Source organism: bacterium, assembly GCA_031082185.1.
Lineage (GTDB): Bacteria > Sysuimicrobiota > Sysuimicrobiia > Sysuimicrobiales > Humicultoraceae > VGFA01.
The window spans coordinates 1-15,524 of sequence record JAVHLI010000014.1; the positions used below are offsets into that span (position 1 = coordinate 1).

Consider the following 15,524-nt stretch of genomic DNA (forward strand, 5'->3'; position numbering starts at 1 on the left):
TCCGGGAAGGCGGACGGACGGTGGGCGCCGGTGTCGTTGTGAAGGTGGAGGCGTAGTCCATGCCGAGGGATATCATCACGCTCGCCTGCACGGAGTGCAAGCGGCGTAACTACACGACCACGAAGAACAAGAAGAACGATCCCGACCGGATCGAGGTGTCGAAGTACTGCAGGTGGTGTCGCAAGCACACCGCCCACCGCGAGACGCGCTAGCCTCGGTTGCAGCGCGGCCGGTCCCTTCCTATAATGGGAGACGGCACAGGGGCGTAGCTCCAATTGGTAGAGCGCCGGTCTCCAAAACCGGGTGTTGGGGGTTCGAATCCCTCCGCCCCTGCCAGGCAGTCCTCTTGGTGTCCCCACCCACGGTACAACCCGGGTAAGACCGACGAGATTGGAGGACCATCAATGGAAGGCAGCCGCTACCGGCGCGTCCACGCCAGCGCCCTCGAGGGGTTCCAGCACGCCCGTGACGACTACTGGTACCGCCCGCTGGTCTTCGGTAAGGGTCTCTTCACCTATCTGGCCTACGTGCCGCCCGGAGGGTCCATGCCTCCCCACGGCCACGAGGAGGACGCGTACGAACTCTCGTTCTACATGCTGGAGGGCGAACTGGAGATTACGCTGGAGGGCGAGACCTTCGCGGTGGCGCCGGGCGAGGCCATCCACGTGGATCCGGGCGTCTCGCTGGGAGTCCGCAACTCCGGGACCCGTACTGCCGGATTCCTGTTGACGTTTGCGCCGCCGCCTCCGATTCCGTCACCGGAGGCGCTACGGGAACGCTACGAGCGTCGGGGAAGCGGAATCAAGTCGCCTGAAGAGATGGAGGCGCTCATCCGGCAGACGCCGGTCAGCCGATAAACCTGTTTAGGGCCTCCTTGAGATCTCCGATGGCCGAGGATATGTCTCCATGGTTCTGTGCGTCCACGATGCAGTGCTCCAGGTGGTCTTCCAGAAGGACCCGCGCGGCCTGATCAAGTGCAGCCCGGGCCGCTGCGATCTGGATGAGGACTTCCGGACAAGGCCGGCCTTCGATCACCATGGTACGGATGGCGCGGACGTGTCCTTCCAGGCGTGCCAGCCGGTTTGCGATCTGCTTCGTCTTGGTATGCGGCATCTCGCCCTCCTTCAAATCAAGTGGCCCGCACTGAGCCTACCGCCGCCCGCCTACGAGACGGTCCGGCCGGACCCGGCGTGGGCAGTATAGCACCGCGCGTTGATCGCCTGCCAGCGCCGTGCTAGGATTCGTAAGCCTTCGAGGTGCACCCGATGATCCAGCCTGATCAGCCCGGCACGCTCCTTGTGATCGCCACCTACGGCCTTGAGATAGTCGAGGTCGGGGGCACAATCGCCCGCCACGTCCGGGCCGGGGGGCGCGTTCACTCCTCGGTGACGCTGGTCAGGCCGGAGTCGCGGCCCCAGGTCGAGCGAGCGGCAGCCATCCTGGGCACGACGGTTCAGTTCATGGAGTTCACGATGGGTGAGGTTTCCCCGGACATGAACTCGAAGAAACGGTTCGTGCGCCTGATCCGGGAAGTCCGGCCGGACGTTGTGATCACGCAGGACCCCGAGCACTCGTTTCACGACCTTGATCCGGACCGCCGCCAGGCGATGATCCTCTACCTCGAGGCGATGGCCCTGGCCGGCCGTGACTTCGCGCCCGAGCAGCTCGAGGAGCTGGGGCGCCATCCGGTTCCCACGATCTACTACATGATGCCCGACCGGCCCAACTGCGTGGTGGACATAACCGAGGTGGCCGGGATAAAACAGCAGGCCCTTGCTGAGTTGCGCAGCCAACACGCCTTCAGCGCCCAGATGATGCGGCGCAGGCTGGCCCCCGAGGTTCTCGCGCACGTCGCGGGCGTTGATACGGGAGCGTCCGACGAAGTGCTGGGGCTGGCCATCCACCGCCAGACCGACAAGTCCCTTCACCTCTATCACGGGCTGATGAGTCACACGGCGCAGGCCGTGCTGGCCGAGCCCTTCCGGCGGGAAGGCGTCTTCACCCTCAGCTACCTGGTGCGGTAGGACCCAGCCGCGGAGTGGCGGCGCCCGCTACGTTCCGTGGATCCCCTCCGGCCGGATTGTCGCAGCCACATGGGAGCGTTACGCTTGTTGCCGTGGTGTCCCGCATTCTTCAGGGAAGGTGAGGACCAACGATGCGAATCCTGTTGCTGATCTCCGTTCTGGCGGTGAGCCTACTCTCTGCGGGGGCTCCGGCCCGCGGCCAGACGGCGGCGCTGCGCATGGCCATCTCGAGGGACGAGGGCTCGCTCAACCCGTACACCTACCAGAGCGGGTATCCCGGCTGGAACCTGATGACCCTCGTCTACGAGCCGCTGTTCACGCCCGACGCCGACAACATCCCGCAGCCCTGGCTTGTGCGCAGGTACTCCGTGAGCCCGGACGGCAGGACATGGACGCTCACGCTGCACCCCAACATCAAGTGGCACGACGGACGCCCCCTTACGGCCGACGATGTGAAGTTCACGTATGAGTATGTGCGGAAGCACGCCCACTCGCGCTGGACCTCGCAGGTCCGCCTGATCGAGAGCATCGAGACCTCGGGCACCACGATGCTGACCATCCGCCTGACCGCTCAAAGCGGCGGGTTCCTGATGCAGCCCCTCGCCGACCTGCCGATTCTGCCCCGGCACATCTGGGAAGGAGTCGCGGAGCCGCGGCGATTCAACGACTCGATCGGCAGTGGTCCGTACAAGCTTGCGGAGATGCGTGACGGCCAGTTCTACCGTCTGGTCGCCAACGACGCCTACTTCGGCGGGCGGCCTAAGGTGCGCGAGATCGTGCTCCCCATCATCCGCGATGCCACGGTGACGTTTACGGCGCTCAAGGCGGGCGAGATTGACACCACGGCCAGGGCGCTCTCGCCGGAACTGGTCGGCGCGTTCGAGAAGGCCGGGGGACTGAAGGTCGTGCGAGGTGCTGGATACGCAAGCACCATTCTCCAGTTAAACCTGGAGCACCCCATCCTACGGGATGTGAAGCTGCGCCAGGCCATCGCCAACGCCATCAACACCCGCCTGATGGTCAGGCTGCTCCTGCTCGGCTACGGCGTCGTGGGAAGCCCGGGATATATCCACCCTGACTCTCCGTTCCACAACCCTGCCGTGACCTTCGCGGCGAGCAAGTCGAGGGCAGTCCAGATCCTTAACGAGGCCGGATACATTGACCGCGACCGCGACGGCATACGGGACACGCCGGACGGACGGCCGCTCCGGTTCAACCTGCTGACCCTTGCCGGCAACCCCATCCGCGTGCGCGGAGCCGATCTGATGCGCACGTGGCTCCGCGACATCGGGATTGACGTGCGCGTCGTTGCGCAGGAGGACGCTAGCATCATCGCTCAGGTGTGGCCCGACTTCGACGTCTGCAATGGGCGCAACTTCGACATGGCGATCTTCGGGTGGTCGGCACCGGTGATGAACCGGGCCACCAGCCTGCGAGACCTGTTCCACTCGGACTGCCGGTTCGGTACGATCAACATCGGTGGATACAAGAGCGCCGAGGTGGACAGGTTGGGCAACGAGCTGGCCGCGGCGGTGGAGCCCGCGAAGCAGAAGCAGATCCTGTTCGAGATGCAGAAGACGATTTCGGCCGATCTGCCGGTGCACGTGCTGTTCTACATGGACGGCATCTACGCCTACCGGCCTGACAAGCACGACGCCTGGGTCTACCAGAAGGGGCAGGGGATCGTTAACAAGCTGTCGTTCATCGGTCCGCCCAAGCGCTGAGCCGGGCGAATCTGGCGTGATGGCGTGAACGATTCCGCCGTGTGGCGCTTCCTGGCCGGGCGTGTGGCCCAGTACCTGCTCTTGTTGGCGCTGACAGTGGCGCTCAACTTCGCCCTGCCCCGGATGATGCCCGGCAGCCCGCTGGTCTTCCTGGCCGGTGAGGACGTGGGGTTCCTCGACGCGGAGCAGCGGGCCCAGCTGTACGCGCTCTACGGCCTCGACCAGCCGCAGTGGGAGCAGTTTCTCACCTATGCCGGCAACCTGGCCCGTGGCGAACTCGGGTACTCGTTCCAGCGCGGCCGCCCGATCGCCGAGATAATCGGCGAGCGCCTTCCCTGGACCATGCTGTTGGTCGGGCTCTCGCTCGTGATCGCCACGCTGCTCGGCGCCGCGCTGGGCGCCGTGACCGCCTGGCGGCGCGGCTCGGTCCTGGACCTCGGCACTCTCGGCGTGGCGATGTTCTTTGAGTCGGTGCCCTCGTTCTGGCTCGGGATGATCTTCATCGCGGTCTTTGCGGCCGGGCTGGGCTGGCTTCCTATATTCGGGGCCGGCACGGCCGGCGTAACCCTCGCCGGATGGGCCCTGTTGGTTGACCGCGCTCGCCACCTGATGCTGCCGCTCGCCACCCTGACCCTGATAACCATCCCGGGTACCTTGCTGATAACCAGGTACTCGATGCTCTCGGTACTGGGTGAGCAGTACATCACCACGGCGCGGGCAAAGGGGGTGCACGAGCGGGCAGTGCTGCTCCGGCACGCGATGCGAAACGCCCTTCTGCCGGTGGCGACGGTCTTCATGCTCAACCTGGGCTTCGTGGCCAGCGGCGCCACCGTGGTGGAGACGGTCTTCTCCTACCCGGGCGTCGGCCGCCTCCTCTATGAGGCGGTGCTAAACCGTGACTACCCCGTGCTGCAGGGGACCTTTCTCGTCATCACGGTAAGCGTGATCGTGGCGAACATCGCCTCCGACCTGCTCTACCCGCTCATAGACCCGCGGGTGCGACGGCGGTGAACGGCATGAACCAGGTACCCGTCCCATCCGGCGCGCGCCGCCTCAGGTTGGGCGCGGCCGGCTGGGCCGGGATTCTCCTGCTGGGCATCCTTGTGTCCGCCGCGGTGCTGGCCCCGCTCGTGAGCCCGTACAACCCCGAGGAGACCGTGGCCGACCCGTTCCTGGTCCCGACTCGGGCGCATCTCCTGGGAACGAACGACATCGGGCAGGACATCCTGAGCGAGCTGATCTACGGCGCGCGCATCTCGTTGACCATAGGATTCATAGCGGCGGCGCTGGCAATAGGGATCGGCACGACCGTCGGCATCGTGGCCGGATTCTTCGGCGGTTGGACGGACACCGTCTTGATGCGGACGGTGGATCTCGTGCTGGTGATCCCGTTCCTGCCGTTGATGATTCTCCTCGCGGCCTACCTGGGACCGAGCTACTGGAACATCATCATCGTGATCGGGGTGCTGGTGTGGGCCCGGCCCGCGCGCGTGATCCGTTCCCAGGTGCTCCAGGTGAAGTCCCTTGACTACGTCGAGGCGGCACGGGCCCTGGGAGCCCGCCCGGTGCGCGTGATGGCGCGGCACGTGTTGCCGGCTGTCCTGCCGCTTGCGCTGGCCCAGTTCATCCTGGCGGCCAGCAACGCCATCCTGATCGAGGCCTCACTCTCGTTCCTAGGCCTGGGGGACCCGACCGCCAAGAGCTGGGGAACGGTGCTCTACTACGCGCAGGTCCGCAACGCGTTTCTGAGCGGTGCCTGGATCTGGTGGGTGCTGCCGCCCGGACTGCTGATCACCGCCGCCACCCTGGGGTTCGCCTTCACGGGCTTCGCTCTCGAAGAGCAGCTCAACCCGCGCATACGCGGCAATCGCGGCTGCTGACCCTCGCCGGTCACGGGCCCGCGGGATTTGACACGGCGAGCCGTCCCGGATACGCTGGGTACATATCCCCCCTGGGGGGATATGGTTACCCACCTGTAGGTGCGCGGATGCACGAGGGCGAGCACGGCATAATCGATCTTGGTGGCGAGCACGAACACGACCACCGTCCCACGGTTCAGGACCGGCGCGCGGGCGTCGGCCGCATAGTCGCCGCCTCGGTCGTGGCCGCTTCCGTGGTGCTCTTCCTGGTCTGGCGGTTCCTGTAACACCCTCCATGATCTCGACGATCTCGACGGCGCGCATCTCTGCCCATGCCAAGGCGCCTACGCCGCTCTTGAGCAGCCTGCCGTGGCGCCGGGGCATGCTGCCGGCAGGGCTGTTGGCGCTGATCCTTGTTGCCCTGATCCCGGGCCTGGATGCGGCGGTAGGGTTCGATGTCGCCGTCCTGCCGATGCTGCTGGGTGGGGCGGCGATCGCGTACCCCACGCTTTCCATGATGATCGAGCGCCGCCGGGTGACCGCGGGCACGCTCGTGGTCATAGCCGTTGCCGGCTCCGCGTACCTGGGCGAGTACATGGCCGCCGCCGTGGTTTCGTTCATGATGCTCGCCGGAGAGTTCCTTGAGGAAGTGACGCTGCAGCGCACGCGGAACGCGGTGCGCGAACTTGTGCGCCTGGCCCCGGAGGTGGCATGGGCCGAGCGCGGGGGTACCTGGGTGCAGGTGCCGCTCCGAGAGGTGGCGCCCGGAGATCGCGTCCTCGTGCGGCCCGGCGACAGAGTACCCGTGGACGGCACCATTATCTCGGGAGAGGTGTCCCTTTCGGAAGCGACCATCACCGGCGAGGCCATGCCGGTGGACAAGACCTCCGGCGCCCACGTGTTTGCGGGCACCACCAGTCAGAGCGGCGCGGTCGTGGTGCGGGCCGACCGCGTGGGCCGGGAGACGACGCTGGGACGGATCATCCAGGTGGTGCGGGCCGCCCAGGAGCAGAAAGGGGCGGTCCAGAAGATCGCGGACCGCTTCGCGACCTTCTTCACGCCTGCGATACTGGCAACGGGCGCTCTTGTCTGGTTGCTCACGCACGACCTCATGAGGGTGATGGCCGTCTTCGTCATCGCGTGCCCTTGCGCGCTGGTCCTTGCCACCCCCACCGCCGTGGTGGCCAGCGTCGGCAACGCGGCCCGCCGCGGCGTGCTGATAAAGGGCGGGGTGGCGCTGGAGGTGGCGGGCCGCGTCACCACCGTGGCGTTCGACAAGACCGGGACGCTGACGTCTGGGCATCCGGTCGTCGTCGCGGTGGAGCCTCTCTCCGGCAGGGCGGCCTCGGAGATTCTGGAGATGGCCGGGGTCGCGGAGTTGCGCTCCGAGCACCCGCTGGGGCGGGCGATCGTTGCCCACGCGCGGGCGTCCGGGATTGCCCTGGCCGATCCCGAACGATTCACGGCGACCTTCGGCCGGGGCGTCGAGGCCGTTTGGGCCGGGGCACGCATCGAGGTGGGCAACCATCGGCTGCTGGGACCGGACGATCCCGCATCCGCCGTGCTCGTGGCGCAGGAGCAGCAGGGCCGCACGGCGCTGGTCGTGCGCGTGGACGGCGTCCCGTGGGGCGTGGTGTCCCTGGCGGACGCGCTGCGGCCGCGCGTGGGCGAGACACTCGATCGCCTGCGGGGGATGGGAATCCACCGGCTCGTTATGCTCACCGGGGACCACGAGGTGACCGCCCAAGTCATCGCCCGCCAGGCCGGCATAAGCGAGGTGCGGGCCGGCCTGCTCCCGGAGCAGAAGCTCGCGGTGGTGCGGGGGCTGCAGGCGGCCGGGGAGGTGGTGGCGATGGTCGGCGACGGCGTGAACGACGCCCCGGCGCTGGCCCTGGCCGATGTCGGCATCGCGATGGGGGCCGCGGGGACCGATGTGGCCCTGGAATCGGCCGACATCGCGCTGATGGGCGACGATCTGATCCTGCTGCCCGAGGTCCTGGCGCTTTCCCGTCGGGCGCTCGGTATCATCCACCAGAACATCTGGGGCTTTGCGGTTGCGGTGAACATCGTCGGGATCGTGCTGGCCGGCAGCGGTTTCCTCTCTCCCATCGGCGCTGCGGTCGTGCACAACGTGGCCTCGCTGTTCGTGGTCGTGAACTCCGGCAGGCTGCTTGCGCACCGGACCCGCGCCGTTGCCCGCCGCCTGGCAGCGTCTGCCGCCGCCGCCGGGGCCCTGGCCCTGGTCGCGGCAGGGCTGGGCACTGCCTCTGCCTCTGCCGCCGCAGGGCCTCCGGATCTGGCCCGCGTCAGGATCCTGGCGATCGCGCCGCTGGCTGACGAGGCTTCCCTCTCGCGGGCCTTGGCCGAGCAGGCCTCGGCCCACCTGAGCGACCTGGCCGGGCGCGGTCCATTCCAGGTTGTCCCGGCATCGCGGGTCCTGCAGGAGATGCGGCTCCTCGGATGGGCACCGGCCGACCTGATCAGCCCCACGCGGACCGCAACGCTCGGCGCCCGGGTGGGGGCCGACGCGGTGCTCACCGGACGCATCATCGAGGTCCTCCAGGAGGTCGAGAGGGAGCGCCCGGGCCCACGCGTGGCGATGTTCTACTCCCGCGTGGTGGTGGATGTCCGGATCCTGGAGGTCGTCTCCCGGCTCATCCTCTGGCAGGATGAGGTCGCCTGCGAGCAGGCGGCTCCCGCCATGGCCGCGATGGACTGCGTCGTACGCATGATCGCATCCCGCCTGGGCGCGCGGATTTGACAGGTGTGGTATACTCTGGGTTGTAGTTGTCAGGCCGCAGGTTCTTTTTTTTTGCGTCGGAGAGCGCGAGGGAGAGCAGCGATGGCCCGCACGACAGAGGCGAAGCCGGGATCACGCCCGATCCAGCGGCAGGTTCGTGCCGTGGCACCGCGACGGTGGCCGGCGTTCATCGAGCGCATCATCGGGTACCTGAGGGAAGTGTGGGTGGAGTTGAACCGCGTGGACTGGCCGTCCCGCCGGGAGCTGACCAGCATGACCATCGTGGTCGTCGTGGTCCTGACGGTGATGGCCATCTACCTGGGCATCTTCGACTATATCTACACGGTCCTGGTCAAGAGCGTGCTGCTCCCTCCGTCGCCGCGGTAGCGCCAATGTCGAAGACGAGCGATCCCCTGAAGGGCCTGTTTGCCGATGATCCGGTCGAGCCGGTCGTGGAGACCGTCGAGCCGGAAGAGGCCGTGGCGCGTGATCCGCGGCTGAAATGGTACGTTATCCATACCTACTCCGGTTACGAGGCGAAGGTGAAATCCAACCTGGAGCGCCGCATCGCCTCGATGAACATGAAGGACAAGATCTTCCAGGTGCTGATACCGACCGAGAAGGAAAAGGAGATCAAGGGCGGCAAGCGGCGGGAGGTCGATCGCAAGATCTTCCCCGGATACGTGCTGGTTGAGGTGCGCGTGGACGAGAAGGGCGAGCTGGAAAACGACACCTGGTACGTGGTCCGGAACACGCCCGGCGTGACCGGCTTCGTCGGATCGGGCAACCGGCCCATCCCGCTCGAGGACCGCGAGGTCCGGACGTTGCTGCGGCAGTTGAAGGACGAAACCCCGAAGTATCGCATCACCTACCATAAGGGGTCGCCGGTCCGGATTACCTCGGGGCCGTTCATGGATTTCACCGGCCTGGTGGACGATCTCATGCCGGAGAAAGAGAAGGTCCGGGTTCTCGTCTCGATCTTTGGCCGCGAGACCCCGGTCGAGTTGGACTTCGGCCAGGTAGAGAAGCTGTAGGAGGCAGAGATGGCCAAGAGAATCGTGGCGATGGTCAAGCTGCAGATCCAGGCCGGGAAGGCAACGCCGGCGCCGCCGGTCGGCCCGGCGCTGGGCCAGCACGGCGTCAACATCATGGAGTTCTGCAAGTCCTACAACGAGCGGACCGCCAAGCTCACGGGGACGATTGTGCCCGTGGAGATCACCGTCTACGCGGACCGCACCTTCTCGTTCGTCACCAAGACCCCCCCGGCGTCCGTGCTGCTGCGGCAGGCCGCGGGCCTGGACAAGGGGTCCGGGCAGCCCAACAAGACCAAGGTGGGCTCCGTGACGCTCAAGCAGGTACGGGAGATCGCGGAGCGCAAGATGCCAGATCTAAACGCCGCTACGGTTGAGGCGGCGATGAGGATGATCGAGGGTACCGCCCGGTCCATGGGCATAGAGGTCGTCGGATAGGCGCAGGCACCACACGCGGGAGGGGGAACACCCCGTTCGCACCGCAGGGAGGTTTCACGATGGGACGTCACGGCAAGCGATACCTCACGGCCGCGAAGCAGGTGGAAGCCCGGCGGCTTCATACTCCTGAGGAGGCCGTCCGGCTGGCGCAGGGGACTTCCACGGCGAAGTTCGAGGAAACGATCGAGGCCCACATCCGGCTGGGTGTGGACCCGAAGCAGGCCGACCAGCAGGTGCGTGGCACCGTGGTGCTGCCCCACGGCACGGGTAAGTCGGTGCGGGTCCTGGTTTTTGCCAAGGGAGAGAAACTCCGGGAGGCCGAGGCCGCGGGCGCGGATGTTGTCGGCGCCGAGGACCTGATCGAGAAGATCCAGGGTGGGTGGCTGGAGTTCGACGTCGCGGTGGCCACCCCGGATGTCATGAGCCTGGTGAGCCGGCTGGGGCGTCTACTGGGCCCGCGGGGGCTGATGCCCAATCCCAAGGCGGGAACCGTGACGATGGATCTGGCCCGCGCCGTGCGTGAGATCAAGGCCGGCAAGATCGAGTTCCGGCTTGATAAGGCGGGTATCATTCACGTTCCTCTGGGCAAGGCCAGGTTCTCGGAGGGACAGCTGCTGGAGAACCTGTCGGCCCTGATGGACGCGGTGTCCCGGGCTCGGCCGGCCGCCGCCAAGGGGCAGTATTTGCGGTCGCTTGTGATCTCGCCCACAATGGGACCGGGGATCCGGATAGACCCGGCTAAGGCCCTGGACGTCACACGCCCGCAGTAGCGGGCGGTCAAGCGCGAGGGGCCGGTCCGGTTTGACGGTGGTTCGGGTCCGTGCTACAATCGCGCGGGCTTTGAGATCGGTGGCGCTGTGCGACATCCTCGCACAGCGGGAAGCGAATACAGGGCCGCCCATGGGCGGCCGCGCACCAAAGACAGCAGGTGCCCGCCCTGCGGGCCTAAGGACACAGGTCGCCTGCCGAGGAGCGGATCGGGTGTGGACCCGTCTGCCTGCGGCGGGTCCATTATGTTGCAGGAGGGTGAGGGCCCGATGGCTCGACCCGAGAAGGTTGAAGAGGTCACACAGCTCAAGGCTCGCCTGGACAGCTGCGCGGCCGTGATTCTCACGGACTTCCGGGGGCTGACCGTCAAGGAGATTACGGTGTTGCGGGGCCGGCTGCGCGATGTCGGTGCGGAGTACCGGGTAGTGAAGAACCGCCTCCTTCGAATTGCCGCCGGCGCGGCCGGCATCGAAGGCCTGGAGCGGCAGCTGGAAGGGCCTACCGCGGCCGCCTTCGTCTCAGGCGATCCAGTGCCGGTCGCCAGGGTGATCCAGGAGTTCGTCCGGCAGTCCCGCAAGTTGACGATCAAAGGGGGTATCTTGGCCGGCGCCGTCATTGATGACGCCCAGGCGAGGGTTCTTGCCGATCTCCCGGGCCGCACGGAGCTCCTTGCCCAGGTCGTGAGCGGCATCGCGGCACCCCTGAGCGGCCTGGCCGGGGTTCTGACCGGGCTTCCGCGTAAGCTCGTCCGCGCACTAGACCAGATTCGAGAACAGCGTGCCGCGGCCTAGCCGGCGCGTCGAGAGTTAGTCGCCAGAGCAAGCTTATACTGAACGAAACCGACGGGAGGGACGACCGTGGCAGCGAAGCTTGGCAAGGAAGAGATCATCGAGGCGATCAGCGGTCTTACGGTGCTCGATTTGGCCGAACTGGTCAAGGCGCTCGAGGAGAAGTTCGGCGTTTCTGCGGCAGCACCGGTTGCCATCGCAGCGGTGCCGGGGGCGTCGGCGGCTGCCTCGGCGGCTGAGGAGCAGACCGAGTTCGACGCGATCCTGGCGGTCGTGGGCGAGAAGAAGATCCAGGTGATCAAGGTCGTGCGTGAACTCACCGGGTTGGGCCTCAAGGAGGCGAAGGAGTTGGTGGACGGCACGCCGAAGCCGGTCAAGGAGAAGGTCAGCCGCCAAGAGGCCGAGGCCGTCAAGACCAAGCTCGAGGCCGAGGGCGCGACAGTTACAATCAAGTAGCCGGACCACCGGCGGTACCGCACGGGCTCTTGACAGGCGCAGGGCCCGGGCGGTATCTTTGTGTGTACGGCTCTTGGGCACGACGACGGGGCGTGATGGGCACGCGAACCTGTGCAATTGACCAACGCGAAGGCGAGGCAGGGAGGACCGGCCCCGCTTTCGTGTTTCCGTGACCGTACGGCCACGCCATTCTGGTCCGCGAAGACCGAGCCTCTCTGAATTTAGGCCTAGCATTACCCACCGTGCCTCCCGGCGCGGTGCCTACTTCTCGCGGAGGTGACGCGCTCCACCGTGAAGACGAAGACCAGGCAGGAAGCAGGTAGACCAACCCGAGCCCGTTTGGTCATTGAGGGTACCCGCCAGGTGCGCCGCGGGCGTCGCACTCGGGTCAGCTTCGCGAAGTTCCCCGAGATCCTGGAGATGCCCGATCTTGTGGAGGTCCAGCGTCGCTCCTTTGACTGGTTCCTGCGCGAGGCCATCCGCGAGGTCTTCGACGAGATTTCACCGATTCAGGATTTCACGGGCAACCTCGAGCTGCACTTCGCCGTCGAGAGCGGGCGGCGCAAGCCGGCGCCGCCGGGGAGCATCTTCGACGGCGGCGGGGTGCTGGACTTCGGCGGATACCGATTCGAGCGGCTGAAGTACTCCGAGGAGGAGTGCCGGGACAGGGACTACAACTACAGCGCCTCGCTCAAGGTGAAGGTCCAGCTGATCATCAAGGAGACCGGGGAGATCAAGGAGCAGGAAGTGTTCATGGGGGACTTCCCCATGATGACCGGGCGTGGAACGTTCATCATCAACGGCGCGGAGCGGGTGGTGGTGAGCCAGCTTGTGCGCTCTCCAGGCGCCTACTTCAGCTTCGCCCCGGACAGCGCGGGCCGATCCCTTCCCGTGGCGGTCGTGATCCCGCACCGGGGAGCCTGGCTGGAGCTTGAGGTGGATGCGGGAGGGGTCGTTCACGCCCGGATTGACCGCACGCGGAAGCTGCCGGCGACGGCGCTGCTCCGGGCCGTGGGATACGAGACCGACGAGAAACTGCACAAGCTCTATGGCGACGACCGGTTCCTGCAGGCCACGCTGGAGAAGGACCCCACGCGCTCGCGCGAAGAGGCGCTGATCGAGATCTACCGGCGGTTGCGCCCCGGAGACCCGCCGACGGTGGAGAGCGCGCGGACGCTGCTTCAGACGCTGTTCTTCGAGCCGCGCCGTTACGATCTGGGCCGGGTCGGCCGCCACAAGCTCAACAAGAAGCTCGGCCTCCGGGTGGACGCCGGTCAGCGCATCCTGACCCCGGAGGACATCGTCGAGATCATCCGATACCTCATGCGTCTGGCCGCCGGCGACGGCGAAGCCGTCGTGGACGATATTGACCACCTCGGCAACCGACGGGTTCGGTCGGTGGGCGAGCTGCTTCAGAACCAGTTCCGCATTGGCATGCTGAGGATGGAGCGCGTCATCCGCGAGAGGATGACGATCCAGGATCCTGGGCAGGTCACCGCCCAGCAGTTGATAAACATCCGCCCGGTGGTGGCTGCGATCAAGGAGTTCTTCGGCTCCAGCCAACTCTCGCAGTTCATGGACCAGCCGAACCCGCTGGCGGAGCTGACGCACAAGCGCCGGCTGTCGGCACTTGGCCCGGGCGGGCTCTCCCGGGAGCGCGCGGGCTTCGAGGTCCGCGACGTGCACACTTCCCACTACGGCCGCATGTGCCCCATCGAGACGCCGGAGGGCCCGAATATCGGGTTGATCTCGTCGCTGGCGACCTTCGCCGCGGTCAACGACCTGGGGTTCATCGAGACTCCCTACCGAGAGGTGAAGGACGGCGTTGTCAGCCGGCGGCTTCGCTTCCTTACCGCCGACGTTGAGGAGCAGCACGTGATCGCTCAGGCCAACGCGCTTCTCGACGAGCGGAGCCGGCTGGTCGGTCCCCGCGTGACCGTCCGCCAGGGTCCGGAGGTCAAGCTGGTGCGGCCCGAGGACGTGGACTTCATGGACGTCTCGCCCAAGCAGATCGTCTCGGTGGCGACCGCGCTGATTCCGTTCCTCGAGCACGACGACGCCAACCGCGCGCTGATGGGATCCAACATGCAGCGCCAGGCGGTGCCCCTGGTGCAGAACGAGGCGCCCAGGGTGGGCACGGGCGTTGAGTACCGGGCCGCGATTGACAGCGGCGCCGTGGTCGTCGCGCGAAGGGGCGGAGTCATCGAGGAAGTTACCGGCGAGCACGTGGCCGTTAGGGTCGGGCGTGAGGTGGACGAGTACTCGCTGATCAAGTACCAGCGCAGCAACCAGGGTACCTGCATCAACCAGGTACCCGTTGTCCGGAGCGGGGACGAGGTTGACGAGGGCGACGTGCTCGCCGACGGTCCATGCACCGACAACGGGGAGCTCGCGCTGGGGCGCAATGTGCTGGTCGCGTTCATGCCCTGGGAGGGCTACAACTACGAGGACGCGATCGTCGTGAGTGAACGGCTGGTTCGCGAGGACCTCTACACCTCGATCCACATCGAGGAGTATGAGGTGGAAGCGCGCGACACCAAGCTCGGCCCCGAGGACATCACGAGGGACATCCCCAACATAGGCGAGGAAGCGCTGCGGGACCTGGACGAGTACGGCATTATCAGAATCGGGGCAGAGGTTCGCGCCGGCGACATCCTGGTAGGCAAGGTCACGCCCAAGGGCGAGACCGAGCTGACCGCTGAGGAGCGTCTGCTCCGAGCCATCTTCGGGGAGAAGGCGCGGGAAGTGCGCGACACGTCTCTCAAGGTGCCGCACGGCGAGCGCGGGAAGGTAGTCTCGGTCAAGATGTTCACCCGGGAGAAGGGTGACCGCGAGGAAGGCGACGAGTTGCCGCCGGGCGTGAACAGCCTTGTGCGGGTCTACGTGGCCCAGAAGCGAAAGCTGGCCGTGGGCGACAAGATGGCCGGCCGGCACGGTAACAAAGGCGTGGTCTCGGTTATCCTCCCCGACGAGGACATGCCCCACCTGCTGGACGGGACCCCGGTTGACATCGTCCTCAACCCTCTGGGCGTGCCCTCGCGGATGAACGTGGGACAGGTTCTTGAGACGCACCTGGGGTGGTCGGCCGAGAGGCTGGGGCTCTGGGTGGAGTCGCCGGTATTTGACGGGCCCCGGGAGGCCGAGATCGGCCAGATGCTCGAGCTGGCCGGGCTTCCGCCGACCGGGAAAGTCAAGCTCCGCGATGGACAGGCCGGGGGCCTCTTCGACCAGGAGGTCACGGTGGGCTCCATCTACATTATGAAGCTGCTGCACCTGGTTGAGGACAAGATCCACGCGCGCAGCACCGGACCCTACAGCCTCATCACCCAGCAGCCGCTGGGCGGGAAGGCCCAGTTCGGCGGGCAGCGGTTTGGGGAGATGGAGGTATGGGCGCTCGAGGCCTACGGTGCCGCTTTCACCCTCCAGGAACTGCTTACCGTGAAGTCCGACGATGTCGTGGGACGGGTCAAGACCTACGAGGCGATCGTCAAGGGAGAGAACATCCAGGAGCCGGGCGTGCCGGAGTCGTTCAAGGTGCTCCTCAAGGAGATGCAGGCGCTCTGCCTGGACGTCAAGGTGCTCAGCGAGGACAAGAAGGAGATCGAGCTCAAGGAAATCGAGGAAGACATCACGGAAACCGCGCGGGCGCTGGGCATTAATCTGGAAGGCGAAGAAGCCCTGGTGGAGGACTACTAG

Annotated in this window: 16 protein-coding genes and 1 tRNA gene; 16 read left to right on the forward strand and 1 reads right to left on the reverse strand. The window is 66.4% G+C overall.

The genetic code is table 11. The annotated features are described in order from the left end of the window. Positions 1-59 precede the first annotated feature (59 nt). The 3 genes from rpmG (at position 60) to RDU83_11630 (ending at position 857) form a co-directional block, all read left to right on the forward strand. Positions 60-212 (forward strand): 50S ribosomal protein L33, encoded by a 153-nt coding sequence (gene rpmG, locus RDU83_11620; GenBank protein MDQ7841655.1) that lies wholly within the window; start codon positions 60-62, stop codon positions 210-212. A 47-nt stretch (positions 213-259) separates the two neighbouring features. Further along, a tRNA-Trp gene (locus RDU83_11625) sits at positions 260-336 on the forward strand. A 68-nt stretch (positions 337-404) separates the two neighbouring features. Further along, positions 405-857, forward strand: a complete 453-nt coding sequence (locus RDU83_11630) for a cupin domain-containing protein (protein ID MDQ7841656.1) — start codon at positions 405-407, stop codon at positions 855-857. On the opposite strand, the gene RDU83_11635 is transcribed toward RDU83_11630, so the two are convergent. Then, positions 847-1,113 (reverse strand): metal-sensing transcriptional repressor, encoded by a 267-nt coding sequence (locus RDU83_11635; GenBank protein MDQ7841657.1) that lies wholly within the window; start codon positions 1,111-1,113, stop codon positions 847-849. The two genes, RDU83_11630 and RDU83_11635, sit on opposite strands and share 11 nt — an antisense overlap. Before the next feature lie 152 nt (positions 1,114-1,265). Here RDU83_11635 and RDU83_11640 point away from each other — a divergent pair, with 152 nt between their 5' ends. The 13 genes from RDU83_11640 (at position 1,266) to rpoB (ending at position 15,524) form a co-directional block, all read left to right on the forward strand. Then, positions 1,266-2,024: a GlcNAc-PI de-N-acetylase gene (locus RDU83_11640; protein MDQ7841658.1), complete on the forward strand. Its 759-nt coding sequence runs from the start codon at positions 1,266-1,268 to the stop codon at positions 2,022-2,024. A gap of 131 nt (positions 2,025-2,155) precedes the next feature. Beyond that, entirely contained in the window at positions 2,156-3,748 is a 1,593-nt protein-coding gene (locus RDU83_11645; GenBank protein ID MDQ7841659.1) for an ABC transporter substrate-binding protein, read from the forward strand. Positions 3,749-3,772: 24 nt separating this feature from the next. Continuing rightward, positions 3,773-4,759 (forward strand): ABC transporter permease, encoded by a 987-nt coding sequence (locus RDU83_11650; protein ID MDQ7841660.1) that lies wholly within the window; start codon positions 3,773-3,775, stop codon positions 4,757-4,759. A gap of 5 nt (positions 4,760-4,764) precedes the next feature. After that, positions 4,765-5,628 carry an ABC transporter permease gene (locus RDU83_11655; GenBank protein ID MDQ7841661.1) on the forward strand — a complete coding sequence of 288 codons (864 nt, stop codon included), beginning with the start codon at positions 4,765-4,767 and terminating at the stop codon, positions 5,626-5,628. Positions 5,629-5,735: 107 nt separating this feature from the next. Further along, a complete protein-coding gene (locus RDU83_11660) occupies positions 5,736-5,894 on the forward strand; it encodes a hypothetical protein (GenBank protein ID MDQ7841662.1) in 159 nt (52 codons plus the stop codon). Between the two features lie 8 nt (positions 5,895-5,902). Beyond that, positions 5,903-8,368 (forward strand): heavy metal translocating P-type ATPase, encoded by a 2,466-nt coding sequence (locus tag RDU83_11665; GenBank protein MDQ7841663.1) that lies wholly within the window; start codon positions 5,903-5,905, stop codon positions 8,366-8,368. An 81-nt stretch (positions 8,369-8,449) separates the two neighbouring features. Continuing rightward, entirely contained in the window at positions 8,450-8,734 is a 285-nt protein-coding gene (gene secE, locus RDU83_11670) for a preprotein translocase subunit SecE (GenBank protein MDQ7841664.1), read from the forward strand. Between the two features lie 5 nt (positions 8,735-8,739). Then, complete coding sequence (nusG, locus tag RDU83_11675) at positions 8,740-9,381, forward strand: transcription termination/antitermination protein NusG (GenBank protein ID MDQ7841665.1); 642 nt, start codon at positions 8,740-8,742, stop codon at positions 9,379-9,381. A 9-nt stretch (positions 9,382-9,390) separates the two neighbouring features. Further along, positions 9,391-9,816, forward strand: coding sequence for a 50S ribosomal protein L11 (gene rplK / locus RDU83_11680; protein ID MDQ7841666.1), 426 nt, complete (start codon positions 9,391-9,393; stop codon positions 9,814-9,816). Positions 9,817-9,875: 59 nt separating this feature from the next. Next, the gene (gene rplA, locus RDU83_11685; GenBank protein MDQ7841667.1) at positions 9,876-10,586 is read left to right on the forward strand and encodes a 50S ribosomal protein L1; all 711 of its coding nucleotides are present in this window, start codon (positions 9,876-9,878) and stop codon (positions 10,584-10,586) included. 267 nt (positions 10,587-10,853) lie between these two features. Beyond that, complete coding sequence (rplJ, locus tag RDU83_11690) at positions 10,854-11,375, forward strand: 50S ribosomal protein L10 (GenBank protein ID MDQ7841668.1); 522 nt, start codon at positions 10,854-10,856, stop codon at positions 11,373-11,375. A 66-nt stretch (positions 11,376-11,441) separates the two neighbouring features. After that, positions 11,442-11,828 carry a 50S ribosomal protein L7/L12 gene (gene rplL, locus RDU83_11695; GenBank protein MDQ7841669.1) on the forward strand — a complete coding sequence of 129 codons (387 nt, stop codon included), beginning with the start codon at positions 11,442-11,444 and terminating at the stop codon, positions 11,826-11,828. Positions 11,829-12,173: 345 nt separating this feature from the next. After that, a complete protein-coding gene (rpoB, locus tag RDU83_11700; GenBank protein MDQ7841670.1) occupies positions 12,174-15,524 on the forward strand; it encodes a DNA-directed RNA polymerase subunit beta in 3,351 nt (1,116 codons plus the stop codon).

What these genes read in the sequence shown, in the direction of transcription:
- secE (MDQ7841664.1), top strand. Translation starts at nt 8,450, where the DNA reads ATGGCCCGCACGACAGAGGCGAAGCCGGGATCACGCCCGATCCAGCGG.
- RDU83_11655 (MDQ7841661.1), top strand. Translation starts at nt 4,765, where the DNA reads ATGAACCAGGTACCCGTCCCATCCGGCGCGCGCCGCCTCAGGTTGGGC.
- rpmG (MDQ7841655.1), top strand. Translation starts at nt 60, where the DNA reads ATGCCGAGGGATATCATCACGCTCGCCTGCACGGAGTGCAAGCGGCGT.
- RDU83_11630 (MDQ7841656.1), top strand. Translation starts at nt 405, where the DNA reads ATGGAAGGCAGCCGCTACCGGCGCGTCCACGCCAGCGCCCTCGAGGGG.
- rplA (MDQ7841667.1), top strand. Translation starts at nt 9,876, where the DNA reads ATGGGACGTCACGGCAAGCGATACCTCACGGCCGCGAAGCAGGTGGAA.
- RDU83_11645 (MDQ7841659.1), top strand. Translation starts at nt 2,156, where the DNA reads ATGCGAATCCTGTTGCTGATCTCCGTTCTGGCGGTGAGCCTACTCTCT.
- RDU83_11660 (MDQ7841662.1), top strand. Translation starts at nt 5,736, where the DNA reads ATGCACGAGGGCGAGCACGGCATAATCGATCTTGGTGGCGAGCACGAA.
- rplK (MDQ7841666.1), top strand. Translation starts at nt 9,391, where the DNA reads ATGGCCAAGAGAATCGTGGCGATGGTCAAGCTGCAGATCCAGGCCGGG.
- RDU83_11665 (MDQ7841663.1), top strand. Translation starts at nt 5,903, where the DNA reads ATGATCTCGACGATCTCGACGGCGCGCATCTCTGCCCATGCCAAGGCG.
- rplJ (MDQ7841668.1), top strand. Translation starts at nt 10,854, where the DNA reads ATGGCTCGACCCGAGAAGGTTGAAGAGGTCACACAGCTCAAGGCTCGC.
- RDU83_11635 (MDQ7841657.1), bottom strand. Translation starts at nt 1,113, where the DNA reads ATGCCGCATACCAAGACGAAGCAGATCGCAAACCGGCTGGCACGCCTG.
- RDU83_11640 (MDQ7841658.1), top strand. Translation starts at nt 1,266, where the DNA reads ATGATCCAGCCTGATCAGCCCGGCACGCTCCTTGTGATCGCCACCTAC.
- nusG (MDQ7841665.1), top strand. Translation starts at nt 8,740, where the DNA reads ATGTCGAAGACGAGCGATCCCCTGAAGGGCCTGTTTGCCGATGATCCG.